This window comes from Sinomonas soli (genome assembly GCF_054782415.1).
Window position 1 is genome coordinate 169,433 of sequence record NZ_BAAGSN010000013.1, and the last position, 15,234, is coordinate 184,666.

Consider the following 15,234-nt stretch of genomic DNA (forward strand, 5'->3'; position numbering starts at 1 on the left):
GCCGGTCGTCGGTCACCGCAGGAGCGGCGGTGGGTTCGGGTCAGCCGAACTTCTGGGCCGTGGCGTAGCCCTTGCCGTTGTACTTCTGGACGAGCACGGAGGAGATGGCCGGCTGGCCGTCCATGGTGGTGTCCACGCTCGTGCCCTGGAGCATGAGCGGGGCGTTGAAGCTCTTGATGCTGCGCAGGGCCTTCATGAAGGAGTCGCGCGTGGGATCGGTCATCTTCTGGAACGCCTGGTCGAGCGTGGCTCCGGCGATGTAGCTCCACATGCAGTGCGGGAACGCCGGCATGCCCTGGTAGTTCGCGTACTGCTTGAGGTCGGAGAGGAACTTGACCACGTCCTGGTCCTTGGCGAACTCCGGGCTCTGCGGGGCCTTGGAGAAGGCCACCGAGTAGATGCCAGGGTAGGCCGAGGCCCCGCCCGGCTGCAGGATGGCCGTGGGGCTCGAGGTGTTCGAGGGCAGGAACCAGCTGGGCTTCCAGCCGATCTGCTGGGCCTTCTGCAGGGTCGCGATGGTCAGCGGGGTGATGGACATGGCGTTGAAGAACACGTCCGCGCCGGTCGCGGCCAGCTGGGTGATCTGTGCGTCCACCGACGTGTCGGTGGCCTCGTAGGTCTGCTCGCCGACCACGCTGATGTTCGAGGCGCCCTTGATCGCGTCCTTGAAGCCGGAGACGTAGCCCTTGCCGTAGTCGTCGTTCTGGGACAGGATCGCGACCTTGTGCGTGCCCCCGGAGGAGGCCAGCAGCTTGCCGAAGGCCCCACCCTCGTTCTGGTAGGCCGGCACGAGGCCGAGCTGCCACGGGCTCTGCTTCTGGTCGCTGAAGGTCGGATCGCCCGTCATGACGAGCACCTGGGGCACCTTCTGGCTGATGGCGGCCTCGCGGAAGGCGCGGTTGGTCGGCGTCCCCAGGCCGATGCCCTCGGCGAAGACGTTGTCCGAGACCATCTGCTGGAAGTTGGAGAGCGACTTCTGCGGGTCGTAGGCGTCGTCGTAGGTCTTGATGTCCACCTTGCGGGTCTTGCCGTCGCCGAACTTCACCCCGCCGTCGGCGTTCTTGGCGCCGAAGTAGGCCTTGACGCCTGCGACGGTGCAGGTGCCCGGGCCGGCGGTCGCGCCGCTGAGGGGGGTGGTGATGCCGAGGGTGATGCTCGTGTCGGTGATGCCGGGCGATGCCGCTGTGCCGCCGCTGCCGCTCTGCGCGCTGCCGCGGCATCCTGTCAGCGAGAGCGCAAGGACCGACGCCATCGCGACGGCGCCGAGGAGCCCCCGTGTCCCTTTCCGAACGTTCATGATCGACCGTGCCTCTCTGTTTTCTCGGGTGCCTCCGGCGCCGCGTCCGGGGTCGGAACCTGCGCGGGAGTGTTCTGCGGGGGAGTCCCCGCAGTGCTGGAGTGGTGCTTGTCGGTGGCGGAGGGGGCGCCGTCGGGCGTGACCGTGCCCTCCGGCGGGGCGCTTCCGTGCGGGGCGGCGCCGCCCGCGCGCGATGTGGTGCCGCGGCGGCCGAGCCGCCTGAGGACGCGGGGCAGGCTCACGAGCCCGTCGGGCAGGAGGAACAGCACCGCGAGGAGGATCACGCCCTGGCTGATGGTGGTCAGGTTGGGGTCGACGGCGTTGGTCAGCTGCGGCACGAGGATGTAGTACGCCCCGCCGATCAGGGAGCCGACGATGCTGCCGGCCCCGCCGATCACCATGGCCGCGAGCAGGCTGATGGAGTGGCCGAAGCTGAGCGTCTCGGGGGAGGTGTACTGGACGGCCGCCATGTAGAGGAAGCCGCTCGCGCCGCCGAACACTGAGGCGATGGTGAAGGCGAGGACCTTGGTCCAGTACGGCGAGACGCCCATCGAGGCCGCCACCGACTCGTTGCCCTTCACCACGGCGAACGCGCGCCCGTACTTCCCGCGCACGAGCCGCCGGGCCAGGAGGAATCCGACGCCGGCCACGACCAGGACGATGTAGTACTGCCACTGGTCGTTGAACAGGCCGGACCAGTCGGGGGCGTTCGAGAAGATCGCCGAGGTGCCCTGGGATCCGCCGGTGAACGTGTCGAGCCGCTTGGCCAGCGGGACGCCCACGATCGGCAGGGCGATCGTGACCATCGCGATCGCGAGGCCGCCGAGGCGCGCGGCGGCGAGGGCCACGAGCAGCCCCACGATCCCGGTGATGACGGCGGCCGCGACGAACACGAGGACGATGTTCCAGCCATGGGTGACGCCGTAGGCGGTGACGTAGGCCCCCAGCCCCAGGAAGAAGATCTGCCCGAGGTTGACCTGGCCGGTGTAGCCCATGACGATGTTCAGCCCGAGCACGGCCACGGCGTACACCCCGATGCGCACAAGGCTCTGGTTGGCGATCGCGGGCAGGAAGAGCGGGGCCGCGAGGAGGAGGATGGCGACCAGGACGGCCATGCCGATCCGGGCCCCCCGGGACTTCAGTGCTGCGCCCATCAGACCCGCACCACGACCTTCCTGCCGAACAGGCCTTGGGGACGGATGACCAGGATCACGAAGATCAGCGCGAACGGCACGGCGATCTTCAGGTCGTGCCCGATCAGGGGGACGTAGACGGCGACGAGGTTCTCGAGCACGCCGATGCCCCAGGCGGCGGCCACGGCCCCGATCGGGCTGTCCAGGCCGCCCAGGATCACGGCGGCGAGCGCGTAGACGAGGGCGCCGTCGAGCATCCCGGGGGTGAGCGTCAGCTGCGGGCCGACGAGGGCGCCGGCGACGGCGCCGAGCGCGGCCGCGAGTCCCCAGCCGACCATGAGCAGCCGCCCCACCGGGAGGCCGGAGAGCGCCGAGGAGGCGGGGTTGTCCGCCACGGCCCGCAGCGCGAGCCCGAGCTTGGTGCGCATGAACAGCACCTGCAGCAGGACCATGATCGCCACGATCGTCACCGTGGTGGCGAGGGAGCGGACGCTGACCACCGCGCCGAGGACGTTGACGCTCGTGAGCGGGAACAGGGAGGGGAACTGCAGGTTGTTGTAGCCCCACAGGACCGCGACGATGCCCGTGACGAGGGTGAGCAGGCCGATGGTCACCACGACCGCCGTGTCCGGGTCGCCGCGCTCGAACCGGCGCATGAGGAACCGCTCGACGAGGGCGCCGAGGCAGAACGAGAGGATGATCGCCAGGAGCACCGCGGCCAGGAGCGGCAGCCCCGCCTGCACGAACGCGTACGCGAAATAGGCGGAGAGGACGGCGAGGCCGCCCTGGGCGAAGTTGATCAGGCCCGTCGCCTGGTTCACGAGCACGATCGCGAGGGCGAGGGCCGCGTAGATCGAGCCGGTCGAGAGGCCGTCGACCACGAGCTGGATGAAGGTCTCCATCGGGTTCAGCCCCCCAGGTAGGCGCGGCGGATCTCGTCCATGCCCTTGAGCTCGGAGGAGGTCCCGGTCAGCACGGTCCGCCCCGTCTCGAGCACCGTGGCGGTGTCGACCAGGGAGAACGCGAGGTTGGCGTTCTGCTCGACCACGAGCATCGCGATGCCCGATTCGACGCGGAGCCGGCGGATGGCCTCGTAGACCGTCTTCGCCGTGCTGGGCGCGAGGCCCAGAGAGGCCTCGTCGAGCAGGAGGAGCCTGGGCTTGGCCATGAACGCCCGGCCCACGGCAAGCATCTGCTGCTCGCCGCCGGAGAGCGCCGCGGCCCGCGAGCCGATCCTGTTCCGGAGGTTCGGGAACAGCTCGAGGCAGTAGTCGATGTCCTTCTCGATCTGCCTGCGGTCCTTGCGCAGGTAGGCGCCGACGGCGAGGTTCTCGCGCACGCTGAGCTGGGCGAGCGTGCCGCGGCCCTCGGGCACGTGGGCGATCCCGAGCCCGGCGACCTGGTCGGGACGCAGCCCGCGGATGTCCCGGCCCGCGAACCGGATGGTCCCGCCGGTGCGGACGGTGCCGCTGATGGCGCGCAGGGTGGTGGTCTTGCCCGCACCGTTCGCCCCGAGGACGCCGACGGCGCCGCCCTCCGGCACGGCGAGCGAGACGCCCTCGAGCACCTGGACGGGCCCGTAGGAGGCGGTGACGCCGTCGAGTTCAAGCAGCGTCATCGGCCGCGTCCTTCCCGATGTAGGCCTCGATGACCCGCGGATCCGCCTGGGCCTCGGCTGCGGTGCCCTCCATGAGCTTGCGGCCGTGGTCCAGCACCACCACGCGGTCCGTGAGCGCGGAGATGAGGCCCATGTGGTGCTCGACGATCACGATCGTGATGTCCTGCTGGTCGCGCACCTGCTTCACGGTGGCGATGAGCTGCTCGACCTCGCCGTGCGAGAGGCCGGCCGCCGGCTCGTCGAGCAGGAGCAGCGACGGCCGGGCCAGCAGGGCCCGCCACAGCTCAATGCCCTTGTGCAGCCCGTGCGAGAGCTCGTCCGCGGGCCGGTCCGCCGCCCACGCGAGGCCCGCGCGGTCGAGGAGCTCGAGCGCCTCGGCGCGCATGGCCCGCTCGGCCCTGCCGGTGAACGGCAGTCCGAGGGCCCAGGAGAGCGGGCCGCCCGGCAGGCGGGTGTGGCCGCCGAGGACCACGTTCTCCAGGACGGTGGCCCGCAGCTGGAGTGCGGGGTGCTGGAATGTGCGGGAGAGGCCGATCCGGGCCAGGTGCGAGGGCGCGCGCCCCACGGCCTCGGTGCCGTCGATCGTGATCGAGCCCGAGCTCGGCCGGTAGTGGCCGCTGATGCAGTTGAAGAGCGAGGTCTTCCCCGCCCCGTTGGGGCCGACGAGCCCGAAGATGGTGCCGGGCTCGACCTCGAAGCTCACGTCCTGGAGCACCTTGACGCCGCCGAAGTGCAGGTTCACGTCGCTCAGGCTCAGGCGTGCTGCCATCGGCGTACCTCCGTTGTGCGTCTTTGCCCGCGGCCTGTGGAACGGATCACAGCCGCTTGGGATCGAAGCTACGGATCGGAGACGAGATTGTCAACGATTTTGGATGCCGGACGGAGGCGCCGCCGCGGCCACCGTGCGGAGCCACTCGATGGTGGCGTCCGTCATGGGGTGCGCGGAGCCCAGGGCGTCGAGGTACGAGCGCACCTCGAGCATCTCCTCCTCGCGCCGCACGGCGTGCCGGCGCGTGCCCTCGAGCAGCCGCTGGACCAGGGCCGGCCCGTCCGGGCCCAGCTCGGCGGCGATCTGGTCCGTGACCCAGCCGGCGGCCCCGACCGCGCTCGCCGCCGTCACCGCCTCGAGGATGGTGGCGGCGAGCCCCTTCATGAACACGCTGCGCAGGAGCTTGAGGCCGGCGGCGGCGCCCGGCTCCGGGCCGGCCGACGTGGCCGGGATGCCCAGTGCGGCCAGCTGGGCGGTGAGCGCGGCCTCGTCGGGGCCGCTGACGAGCAGCGGCGTGGCGATCCGGGCCCGGGGGACCGGGGCGAGGACGGCGACGTCGGCGAAGCGCACCCCGGCCCGGGCCGCCTGCTGCGCGAGGCGGCGCTTCTCCTCGGGTCCCGCCGTGTTGAGGTCGGCGAAGACCGCGTCGCGCGCCATCGCGGGCAGCGCCTCGGCGAGGGCGGCGGAGGCCGCGCGGGCGCCGACGAGGCTGAGCACGAGGGCGGCGCCGCGGACGGCCTCGGCCGTGCCGGGCGCCAGCACTACGCCGGGCGGGGCGGCGGCGGCGCGGGGGTCCGCGGCGGCGACGTGTGCCCCGTGCGCGGCCAGGTCCGTCGCATAGATGGTTCCGGCCTCACCGAGGCCCAGGACGGCGATGCGCATGCGGTCCTCCCGCGATTGGTTCTAAGATTGTAGACAATATCGCGGCTCCGTCCGGGCCGCGAGGGCTCTCCAGGAAGCGAGCGGACCATGGCGGCAGCAGCGGTGAACGAGGCGACGGCGGCCGTGTCGCCTGCGGACGGCGCGCCCTCCGAGGGTGGGGCCCACGCACCGGTGACCGACCAGATCCGCGACGCGATCGTCCGCGGCGAGTACGCGCCCAACCAGCGGCTCATCGAGGCGGACCTGAGCGCCGCCTTCTCCGCCAGCCGCGCCACCGTGCGCACCGCCCTGCTGGAGCTCGCGGGCGAGGGCCTCGTGGAGCGCCTGCCCAACAAGGGCTCGCGCGTGCGGGCCATCTCGGTGGACGAGGCGATCGAGATCCTCGAGGTGCGCATCGGCGTCGAGGGCCTGTGCGCCGCGAAGGTCGCCGAGCACCTCACCGACGATGAGGCGGCCGAGTTCGCCCGGCTGCGGGACGACATGGCGGCCTCCGTGGAGGAGGGCGACCTCGTCGAGTACTCCCGCCTGAATAGGGCGCTCGATGTGCGCGTGCGCGAGCTCAGCCACCACGCCACGGCCTCGGACGTGCTCGCCCGGCTGCACGCCCAGAGCGTGCGGCACCAGTTCAGGCTCTCGTCCCGTCCCGCCCGCGCCAAGGTCTCCGTGCTCGAGCACACCGCCATCATCGACGCGATCCTCGCCCGCGACCCGGAGGCCGCCGAGCGGGCCGTCCGGGCCCACCTGCTCAGCGTCATCGAGGCCCTCCGGGAGGTCACGGCCCGCGAGGCCGTCTAGCGGCGCGGAGCGCCGGCAGGGCCCGGAACGGCCCTGCCGGCGTACGGCTCAGGAGCGCGCGGTGCGCCAGCCGCCGTGGTACTCGGTGCGCGCGGTGACGGAGTACGGGGCCGGGCTCACCACGGCGCGCACCGCGAACTGCTCGTGCGGCTCCACCGTGGTCTTGCGCGAGCCGCCGTCGGGCTCGCCCCACACCACGCGCAGCTCCGTGCCGAGCTCGACGTTCGGGTCCACCGTCGCGAGCGAGAGCCCGCGCCGCTCATTCGCGGTGACGCCGGTGAAGAGCGAGAGCCCCACGATGGTTCCGTCCGCGTCCACGACCGAGTCGTAGTTGGACGAGCCGTAGTTCGCGTTCGGCAGGTCGAAGAACTGGTATCCGGGCCGGTCCCGGTCGAGGAAGGACGCCCAGATCGCGGCGAGGTCCTCGTCGTTCCAGGCCAGGGTGACCTTCTTGCGCTGGGCGGAGGGATCGAGCTTCTCGAGGGCGTCGCGGCCGATGAAGTCGTGGTCGAACTTCACGAACGAGCCGTAGCCGAGCTCCCACGGGTTGAGGTAGTAGTCCTCGATGTCCGCCGAGACGAACGAGCCGGCGAGGGCGTTGATCGCCTCGTAGCCGTCCGCGGGGAGCCACTCGCGGTAGGCGCGCTCGCCCTCGCCCGTGTAGATGGCCGGGAGCGGCGAGGGGATCCAGCCTGACTCGAGGGTGTTGGAGGAGTACGCCCGGGAGCCGCAGGGCTCGATCCCGAACTCGGCGCCGGCGGACAGGACGGCGTCGCGGACGCGCCCGTGCTGCTCGTAGGGGCCCCAGATCTCCAGGCCCGGCGCGCCGGCCATGCCGTGGCGGAGCGTCCGGACCCGGCCGCCGGCGATCTCCATGTGGCCCATGTGGAAGAACTTGACCTTCTCGACCGGGCCGCCGGCGAGCTTCTCGATGATCTGCCACGCGTTCGGGCCCTGGATCTGGAACCGGTAGTACTCCCGGGAGACGGCCTGCCCGTAGGGGCGCGAGGGGGAGCGGTCGTCGTAGGTGTACTCGACGTCGTAGCCGCCGGTCTCGGCATGGAACTGCAGCCAGTTGGCCACCGGGGCGCGGCCCACGAACACGTACTCGTCCTCGGCCTCATGGAAGAGGATGCCGTCCCCGATCACGCCCCCATTCGAGGCGACCGGGACGAACTGCTTGGCCGTGTCCACGGGGAAGTTGGCGAAGCTGTTGATGCCCGTGGCGGACAGGAGCCGCAGGGCGTCGGGCCCCTTGAGGAAGAAGTTCACCATGTGGTGCGACTGGTCGTAGAGGACCGCGGCCTCGCGCCAGGCCTTCTGCTCGCGGCGCCAGTTGGTGAACTCCGCCGGCACCACCGGGTAGATGTACGTGCCGAGCTGGGAGTCGCGCAGGTGCTCGACCGTGCTCTGCGGCGTGCCTCCGGCCGCATCGAGCACTTCTTGGAGGTTCTTCTCAGCCATGGGTTCTCTCCTTCGGTCTCGACGAGTGCTTCCGACAGGAAGGAGCCGCAGCACTGACGACGCGATTGGTGACAATAATGTATTCGATACCTTGACCGGAGGCTAGGCCCGTGGTTGTCTGGCAGGACACCCCCTCCGGGGCCCTCGTCGGGGCCCGGCCGACACGCGCGAAGGGAAGGGTCGACGATGACCGCAGAATCACTGGCAGGCACCGGGCAACGGGCCGCCACCGAGTCCCTGGCGGAGGCGATCGCCCGAGCGGGCGGCCCCGTCGAGCTGCTGCGCAACCAGGACTGGCCCGCATTCACGTTCCCCGTGGCGCCCGAGTTCACGAACTGGCGCGACGAGCAGCGGGCGTGGAACACGACCGTGGCCCTCATGGACCAGTCGCACCACATGACCCAGCTCTTCCTCGGGGGCGCGGACCTCATCCCGCTGCTGTCCTCGATCTCCCCCAACACCTTCGGCACCTTCCGCCCCGGCGTGGCCAAGCAGCTCATCGCGGTCAACCAGGACGGGTACCTCATCGGCGACGGCATCCTCTTCTACAACGAGGACGCCCCCGAGGGACTCGTGCTGATCGGCCACCACCTGCTCATCGACTGGGTCCGCTTCAACGTCGAGAAGGCCGCGGCCGCCGGCCAGGACGTGCACCACCGCCTCGAGGCCAACTCCCACATGCGCCAGGGGCCGCCCACGTTCTACCGGTACGAGCTGCAGGGCCCGCGCGCCAACGAGGTCATGGAGAAGGTCTTCGCTGGACCCATCCCGGAGATCAAGTTCTTCCACATCGGCGACGTCCAGATCGCCGGCCGCCCGGTCAAGGCCCTCCGCCACGGGATGGCCGGCCAGCCCGGCTTCGAGTTCTACGGCCCCTGGGAGCACCACGAGACGGTGCTCGCCGCCCTGATGGAGGCGGGGGAGGAGTTCGGCATCCGCCGCGTCGGCGCCAAGGCCTACTCGGCCTCCCCTCTGGAGTCCGGCTGGGTGCCCACCCCCTTCCCGGCCATCTTCGACGACGACCTCGCCGAGTACCGCGCCTGGCTCCCCGCCGCCCGCGCCGGGTCGATCGGCGGCTCCCTCTACTCCGAGGACGTGCACGACTACTACATGACCCCCTACGACATCGGCCTCGGCCGGTCCGTGCGGTTCGACCACGACTTCCACGGCCGCGAGGCCCTCGAACGGCACGCCGAGAACCAGCGCCGCCGCAAGGTGACGCTCATCTGGGACGCCGAGGACGTCGCCGCCGTGGTGCGCTCCCAGCTGGAGCCCGGCACCCCGGCCAAGTACCTCGACTTCCCCAAGGCGCGCTACGGGCTGTTCCAGATGGACGAGGTCATCCACGCCGGCCGCCGTGCGGGCATCTCCACCGACGCAGGCTACGTCGCGTACGACCAGCTCTACATGTCCCTGGCCACGCTGGACGCCGATGTCCCCGACGGCGCGGAGGTCGAGGTCGTCTGGGGCGAGGACCCGATCTCCCGCAAGGCCTCGGTCGACGCCGACCACCGCCAGGTCCGCATCCGCGCCACGGTGGCCCCGGCCCCGTACCACGAGTTCGCCAGGACCGTGTACCGTGCCAATGCCTGACGCGGTGAGGCCTGACGCGGTGAGGCCTGACGGGATCCCCTGCCTCCTGATGCGCGGGGGCACCTCCAAGGGCGCGTACTTCCTCGCCTCAGACCTGCCTGCGGACCCCGCCGCCCGCGACGAGCTCCTCCTGCGCATCATGGGCACGCCCGACCCGCGGCAGATCGACGGCCTCGGCGGCGCCCACCCGCTCACGAGCAAGGTCGCCGTCGTCTCCGCCTTGCCCGATCGCGGGAGCCGCGGGGACTCCCCGGACGTCGACTACCTCTTCCTCCAGCTCGGCGTCGACGAGGCCTTCGTGACGGACCGGCAGAACTGCGGCAACCTCCTGGCCGGGATCGGACCCTTCGCCGTCGAGCGCGGCCTCGTCCCCGCCGGGCCCGAGCGCACCGAGGTGCGGATCCGCATGGTCAACAGCGACAGCGTCGCCACCGCCCGCTTCGCCACCCCCGGCGGCGCGGTGGACTACGACGGCGACCTCGCGATCGACGGCGTGCCCGGCACCGCGGGCGCGATCTCGCTCGACTTCGAGGACACTGCCGGCTCCTCGACCGGGGCCCTGTTCCCGACCGGCAGCGTCCTCGACACGGTCGAGGGGGTCGAGGTGACGTGCGTGGACAACGGCATGCCCAGCGTCCTGATGCGCGCCGCCGACCTGGGCGTCCGCGGGGACGAGGCGCCGGCCGACCTCGAGGCCGACGCCGACCTCGCCGCCAGGCTCGCGAAGATCAGGGCCGCCGCGGCCGAGCTCATGGGCATGGGGGACGTGAGCGGCACGACCGTCCCCAAGCTCGTCCTGCTCTCCCCCCCGCGCGCCGGGGGAGCGGTCGCCACCCGCAGCTTCCTGCCCGTGCGCGTCCATACCTCGATCGGCGTGCTCGGCGCCCTCACCGCCGCCGCCGGCGTGCTCGCGCCCGGCTCCGTGGGCCACGCCCTCGCGGCCCTGCCCGAGGAGGGCACGCCGTTCCGGATCGAGCACCCCACCGGGCACTTCGACGTCGACGTGGCCCTCGCACCGGCCGGGACCGCGGGGAGCGGCGCCGCCGGCGAGGGGGGCGCCGCCGGAGGGCTCGCCGTCGTCCGCTCCGCAGCCCTGCGCACCGCCCGGAAGATCTTCGACGGGCGCGTCTTCCCGCGACCCCGCCTGTAGCAGCCCCACGCGCCCGCAGCACGAAAGAGGACAGCAATGACCGACTACACCTCGTTCGATGTGGCCCACCTGGGCAACGTCGAGCTGCTCACCCCGACGTTCGAGAAGAGCCTGTGGTTCTTCCAGGACCTGCTCGCCATGCGGGTCGTCGCCGAGGCCGGGGACTCCGTGTACCTGCGCACGTGGGACGAGTACCAGCTCTACACGATCAAGCTCACCGCCTCGGACGACGCCGGCGTGGGCCGCACCACCTTCCGCACCACGAGCGCTGAGGCCCTCGACCGGCGCGTGCGGGCCATCGAGGAGATGGGCCTGGGCATCGGGTGGGAGGACGGCGAGGTCGGCACGGGCCGGACGTTCACCTTCCGCGACCCCGACGGGCACGAGATGGGGATCTACTACGACACCGAGCGGTACGAGGCCACGGACGACAGGCCGGCGCTGAAGAACCAGGCCTCCCGCTTCCCCGGCCGCGGCGTCAACGCCCGCCGGCTCGACCACATCAACTACCTCGCCAAGGACGTCGTGGCCAACGGCGAGTTCGTCGCCAGGGCCCTGCGCGGGCGCGAGTCCGAGCGCATCAAGCTCGACGACGGCGGCTATGCGGCCTGGTGGTTCCACTTCAACAACAAGTCCTACGACATCGTCTACTCCGACGACTGGCTCAAGCACGGCAACCGCCTCCACCACGTCGCCTTCGCCCCGGACACCCGCGAGGACATCCTCAAGGCCGCGGACATCTTCCTCGAGAACGGCATCCACATCGAGTCCGGCCCGCACAAGCACGCCATCAACCAGACCTTCTTCCTCTACGTCTGGGAGCCGGGCGGGAACCGCATCGAGTTCGCCAACGCCGGCGCCCGCCTCCTGCTCGACCCCGACTCGCCCGTGGTCGAGTGGAGCCAGGAGGAGCGGAAGAAGGGCCAGGCCTGGGGCATGAAGACCATCGAGACCTTCCACACGCACGGCACGCCAGCCGTGCGGCAGTGACACCCTAGAGGTACCCACCCACAACACCGCACGAAGGAGTGTGGAGACCATGACCGAGACACTGGACCCGGCGGCCCCCGCAGCGCCCGTCACCACGGGCCTGTACATCGGCGGCGCCGAACGCCAGGCCGCCGCAACGCTCGAGGTGGCTGACCCCGGCAAGCCCGGGACCGTCGTCGGCCACGCCGCCGCGGCGAGCGCGGCCGACGTCGACGACGCGATCGCCGCCGCCAAGGCCGCCTACCCGGCCTGGAGCGCGCTCGGTGCGGCCGAGCGGGCCGAGCGCATGAGGGCCGCGATCGAGGGCATCGCCGAGGCCCGGGACGAGGACGCCGCGATCCTGTCCCGGGAGAACGGCAAGATCCGCCTCGAGGCGTGGGTGGACTCCCTCGTCTTCGAGATCCGCTGGAACCTCGCCCTCGCGCTCGCCGACCAGGTCGACGCCGCGACCGTCCTGGCGCCCGCGCCGGGCATCCCAGTGACGACGACGGTGGGGTACCAGCCGCTCGGAGTGGTCACCGTGATCGTGCCGTTCAACTGGCCCATCGCGATCTTGGGCGCCTCGCTGCCGCACGCGCTCCTGGCCGGCAACACCGCGATCGTCAAGCCGCCGCCCACCACCCCGCTCGCCACCACCCGCGTGGTCCAGCGCATCGCCGAGAAGCTCCCGCCCGGCGTGCTCAACGTGGTCACCGGCAAGGACGCGGAGATGTCCGCGCTCATCACGAGCCCGGACATCGCCAAGGTCTGCTTCACCGGATCCGTCGCGGGCGGCAAGAAGATCATGGAGATGGCCTCGGGATCCCTCACCCGGGTCACGCTCGAGCTCGGCGGCAACGACCCCGCCGTGATCCTCGAGGACGCAACCCTGGACGACGCCGAGCTGGACCGCCTCTATGCGGCCATCTTCGACACCACCGGGCAGATCTGCATGAACGCCAAGCGCGTCTACGTGCACCGCTCCCGGCTCGACGACGTGGTCGCCGGCCTGGCCGCGCGCCTCGAGAAGGCCGTGATCGGCTACGGCCTCGACGAGCGCACCACCATGGGCCCGCTGCACTCGCCCGTGCAGATGGCGTTCGTGGCCGAGCTCATCGAGGAGGCCAAGGCCTCCGGCGCCGATGTGCGGGAGTTCGGCACGCTGCCCGACGATCCCGAGCTGGCCGGCGGCAACTTCCTGCGCCCGGCGCTCGTGGTCGATCCCGACCCGGCGCTGCGCGTGGTCACGCTCGAGCAGTTCGGGCCGGTCATCCCGATCCTCCCGTTCGACACCGAGGAGGAGGCCGTCCGGGCCGCGAACGACACGTGGGCCGGGCTGTGCGGCTCCGTCTGGTCCGCGGACCCCGGGCACGCGGACCGGATGGCGCGCCAGCTCGTGTGCGGGTACGTGTGGGTCAACGACCACGGCGCCACCCGGCTCGACCTGCGCGCGCCGTTCGGCGGCATGAAGCAGTCCGGGCTGGGCCGCGAGCAGGGGATCGAGGGCGTGCGCGCCTTCCAGGACACCCGCTCGGTGGCCCACCTCGACCCGGACGCCCTCGCGGCCGGCTAGCGGGCACCGCGGACCTCGCGGACCGAGGGGGCCGGAGGGCGCCGCCGCCGGAGTGCGGCCGGGTGCTCTCCGGCCCTCTCTGCCGCCGTGCGAGGGGACCGCCGCAGGCTGGCCTCGCCAGCACGGAGAGAAGCGCGGACCAAATACCTATAGACATTCCCTATGTAGATAGTTAGATTCGACACAGGACGCAACGTGGCGCCCGTGCGAAAGGAGTCCCGAACGTGGCAAAGAGCGCACCCGCGGCGAACCGCGAAGCATCGCTGCAGCTGATCGACAACTTCTCGCTCGAGATGACCGGCAAGGACGTGCCGGGCCTGCTCGAGGCCAAGGACCACATCCCGGCCGGCACGCGGATCAACATCACCTTCCTCGGCAACGAGGACCTCGAGATGCGGGTGGCCGCCGCGAAGGCCGTCCGCGAGCACGGGTTCACCCCCGTCCCGCACATCTCCGCGCGCCGGCTCAGGTCCCAGGGCGAGCTCGAGGAGTTCCTCGGCCGCCTCCAGGAGGTGGGCGCGAGCGAGCACGTGTTCACCGTGGGCGGCGACCCGTCCGTCCCGGAGGGCCCCTACGAGGACTCGCTCGCCGTCATCTCCAGCGGCGTTCTCCAGCAGTACGGCGTGCGCGAGGTCGGCATCGGCGGCTACCCCGAGGGCCACCCCGACATCTCGAAGGAGACCCTCGCCGGGGCCCTCGAGGACAAGGCCGCGGCCCTGAAGGACCAGGGGCTCGACGCCGTCATCCTCACCCAGTTCGCCTTCGACACCGAGCCCGTGGCCGAGTGGATCGCCGGCGTGCGCGCCAAGGGCATCGAGGCCCCCATCCGCGTGGGCACCCCCGGCCCGGCCGGCATCAAGCGACTCCTGGGCTTCGCACGGCGCTTCGGCGTGGGCGCCAACGCCATGATCGTGAAGAAGTACGGCTTCTCCCTCACGAACCTGCTCGGCGAGGCCGGGCCGGAGCACTTCGTCGACGACCTCGCCTCCGCCCTCACGGACGCGTGGCCGCACCCGGGGATCCCCGGCAAGGTCGGCCTGCACTTCTACACGTTCGGCGGCCTCAAGGCGACCGCCGACTGGGTGCGCACCTTCACCGCCGAACGGTCCTAGGCCGCCATGGCACGGCACACCGAAGCCCGGAAGGACAGGGCCTGCCTGATCGTGCACGGGCCCGACAAGCCCGGCATCGTGGCGGCCGTCGCGGCGCTCGTGACCCGCAACCAGGGCAACATCGTCACGCTCGACCAGTACTCCACCGACCCCACGGGCGGGGACTTCTTCCAGCGGGTCGAGTTCATCCGGCCCGACCTCGCGCTCGCGATGCCGGACCTGGAGGCGGACCTCGCCTCGACCCTCGGCCCGCTGGACATGCAGTGGACGCTCACGGACCTGTCCGTGCCCAAGCGCATGGCCATCATGGCCTCGACCTCGGACCACTGCCTCCTCGAACTCCTGTGGCGGCACCGGCGGGGCGAGCTGCCCGTGACCATCCCGATGGTGATCTCCAACCACACCAACACCGCGGAGGACGTGCGCTCGTTCGGCATCCCGTTCTTCCACGTCCCCTCCGCCGGCCCGGACAAGTCCGGCGCGGAGGAGGAGATCCTCAAGCTCCTGGCCGGCAACGTGGACTTCGTGGTCCTCGCCCGCTACATGCAGATCATCTCCGCGGACTTCCTCGACCGGGTCGGGGTCCCGCTGATCAACATCCACCACTCGTTCCTGCCCGCGTTCATCGGTGCGGCGCCCTACCGCAAGGCCAAGGAGCGCGGCGTGAAGCTCATCGGCGCGACCGCCCACTACGTGACCAAGGACCTCGACGAGGGACCCATCATCGAGCAGGACGTGGCCCGCGCCACGCACGCCCACACCGCCGCCGACCTCCAGGCCCGCGGCGCCTACGTGGAGCGCGCCGTGCTCTCCCGCGCCGTGCAGTGGCACGCCGAGGACCGCGTGATCCGGCACGGCAACCAGACCATCGTCTTCTGA

At 71.3% G+C, this 15,234-nt stretch carries 14 protein-coding genes; 7 read left to right on the plus strand and 7 right to left on the minus strand.

Annotation, left to right across the window (positions count from 1 at the left end):
- Positions 1-40 precede the first annotated feature (40 nt).
- The 6 genes from ACYVKZ_RS12845 to ACYVKZ_RS12870 form a co-directional block, all read right to left on the minus strand.
- Positions 41-1,297 carry an ABC transporter substrate-binding protein gene (locus ACYVKZ_RS12845; protein WP_460992641.1) on the minus strand — a complete coding sequence of 419 codons (1,257 nt, stop codon included), beginning with the start codon at positions 1,295-1,297 and terminating at the stop codon, positions 41-43.
- Positions 1,294-2,451, minus strand: coding sequence for a branched-chain amino acid ABC transporter permease (locus tag ACYVKZ_RS12850; RefSeq protein ID WP_460992642.1), 1,158 nt, complete (start codon positions 2,449-2,451; stop codon positions 1,294-1,296). The genes ACYVKZ_RS12845 and ACYVKZ_RS12850 overlap by 4 nt, the downstream gene beginning before the upstream one ends.
- A complete protein-coding gene (locus ACYVKZ_RS12855; protein ID WP_460992643.1) occupies positions 2,451-3,332 on the minus strand; it encodes a branched-chain amino acid ABC transporter permease in 882 nt (293 codons plus the stop codon). Before ACYVKZ_RS12855 ends, ACYVKZ_RS12850 begins: the two co-directional genes overlap by 1 nt.
- A gap of 5 nt (positions 3,333-3,337) precedes the next feature.
- A complete protein-coding gene (locus tag ACYVKZ_RS12860) occupies positions 3,338-4,048 on the minus strand; it encodes an ABC transporter ATP-binding protein (RefSeq protein ID WP_460992644.1) in 711 nt (236 codons plus the stop codon).
- A complete protein-coding gene (locus ACYVKZ_RS12865) occupies positions 4,035-4,817 on the minus strand; it encodes an ABC transporter ATP-binding protein (protein ID WP_460992645.1) in 783 nt (260 codons plus the stop codon). Before ACYVKZ_RS12865 ends, ACYVKZ_RS12860 begins: the two co-directional genes overlap by 14 nt.
- A gap of 90 nt (positions 4,818-4,907) precedes the next feature.
- Positions 4,908-5,699: an NAD(P)-dependent oxidoreductase gene (locus tag ACYVKZ_RS12870; protein WP_460992646.1), complete on the minus strand. Its 792-nt coding sequence runs from the start codon at positions 5,697-5,699 to the stop codon at positions 4,908-4,910.
- Between the two features lie 87 nt (positions 5,700-5,786).
- Between ACYVKZ_RS12870 and ACYVKZ_RS12875 the strand changes: the two genes are divergently transcribed.
- Positions 5,787-6,494 carry a GntR family transcriptional regulator gene (locus ACYVKZ_RS12875; protein ID WP_460992647.1) on the plus strand — a complete coding sequence of 236 codons (708 nt, stop codon included), beginning with the start codon at positions 5,787-5,789 and terminating at the stop codon, positions 6,492-6,494.
- A 48-nt stretch (positions 6,495-6,542) separates the two neighbouring features.
- Here the strand turns inward: ACYVKZ_RS12875 and ligM are convergent, their stop codons facing one another.
- A complete protein-coding gene (gene ligM, locus ACYVKZ_RS12880; protein WP_460992648.1) occupies positions 6,543-7,958 on the minus strand; it encodes a vanillate/3-O-methylgallate O-demethylase in 1,416 nt (471 codons plus the stop codon).
- A 186-nt stretch (positions 7,959-8,144) separates the two neighbouring features.
- On the opposite strand from ligM, the gene ACYVKZ_RS12885 reads away from it, so the two are divergent.
- From ACYVKZ_RS12885 to purU, 6 genes are all read left to right on the plus strand, one after another.
- Positions 8,145-9,551: an aminomethyl transferase family protein gene (locus ACYVKZ_RS12885; protein WP_460992649.1), complete on the plus strand. Its 1,407-nt coding sequence runs from the start codon at positions 8,145-8,147 to the stop codon at positions 9,549-9,551.
- Entirely contained in the window at positions 9,544-10,701 is a 1,158-nt protein-coding gene (locus tag ACYVKZ_RS12890) for a 4-oxalomesaconate tautomerase (protein WP_460992650.1), read from the plus strand. Before ACYVKZ_RS12885 ends, ACYVKZ_RS12890 begins: the two co-directional genes overlap by 8 nt.
- Before the next feature lie 36 nt (positions 10,702-10,737).
- Positions 10,738-11,691, plus strand: coding sequence for a VOC family protein (locus tag ACYVKZ_RS12895; RefSeq protein ID WP_307005683.1), 954 nt, complete (start codon positions 10,738-10,740; stop codon positions 11,689-11,691).
- A 49-nt stretch (positions 11,692-11,740) separates the two neighbouring features.
- Positions 11,741-13,243, plus strand: a complete 1,503-nt coding sequence (locus ACYVKZ_RS12900; protein ID WP_460992651.1) for an aldehyde dehydrogenase family protein — start codon at positions 11,741-11,743, stop codon at positions 13,241-13,243.
- A 293-nt stretch (positions 13,244-13,536) separates the two neighbouring features.
- On the plus strand, positions 13,537-14,355 hold the full coding sequence (locus ACYVKZ_RS12905; RefSeq protein ID WP_460992730.1) for a methylenetetrahydrofolate reductase: 819 nt from the start codon (positions 13,537-13,539) through the stop codon (positions 14,353-14,355).
- Between the two features lie 6 nt (positions 14,356-14,361).
- A complete protein-coding gene (gene purU / locus ACYVKZ_RS12910) occupies positions 14,362-15,234 on the plus strand; it encodes a formyltetrahydrofolate deformylase (RefSeq protein ID WP_460992652.1) in 873 nt (290 codons plus the stop codon).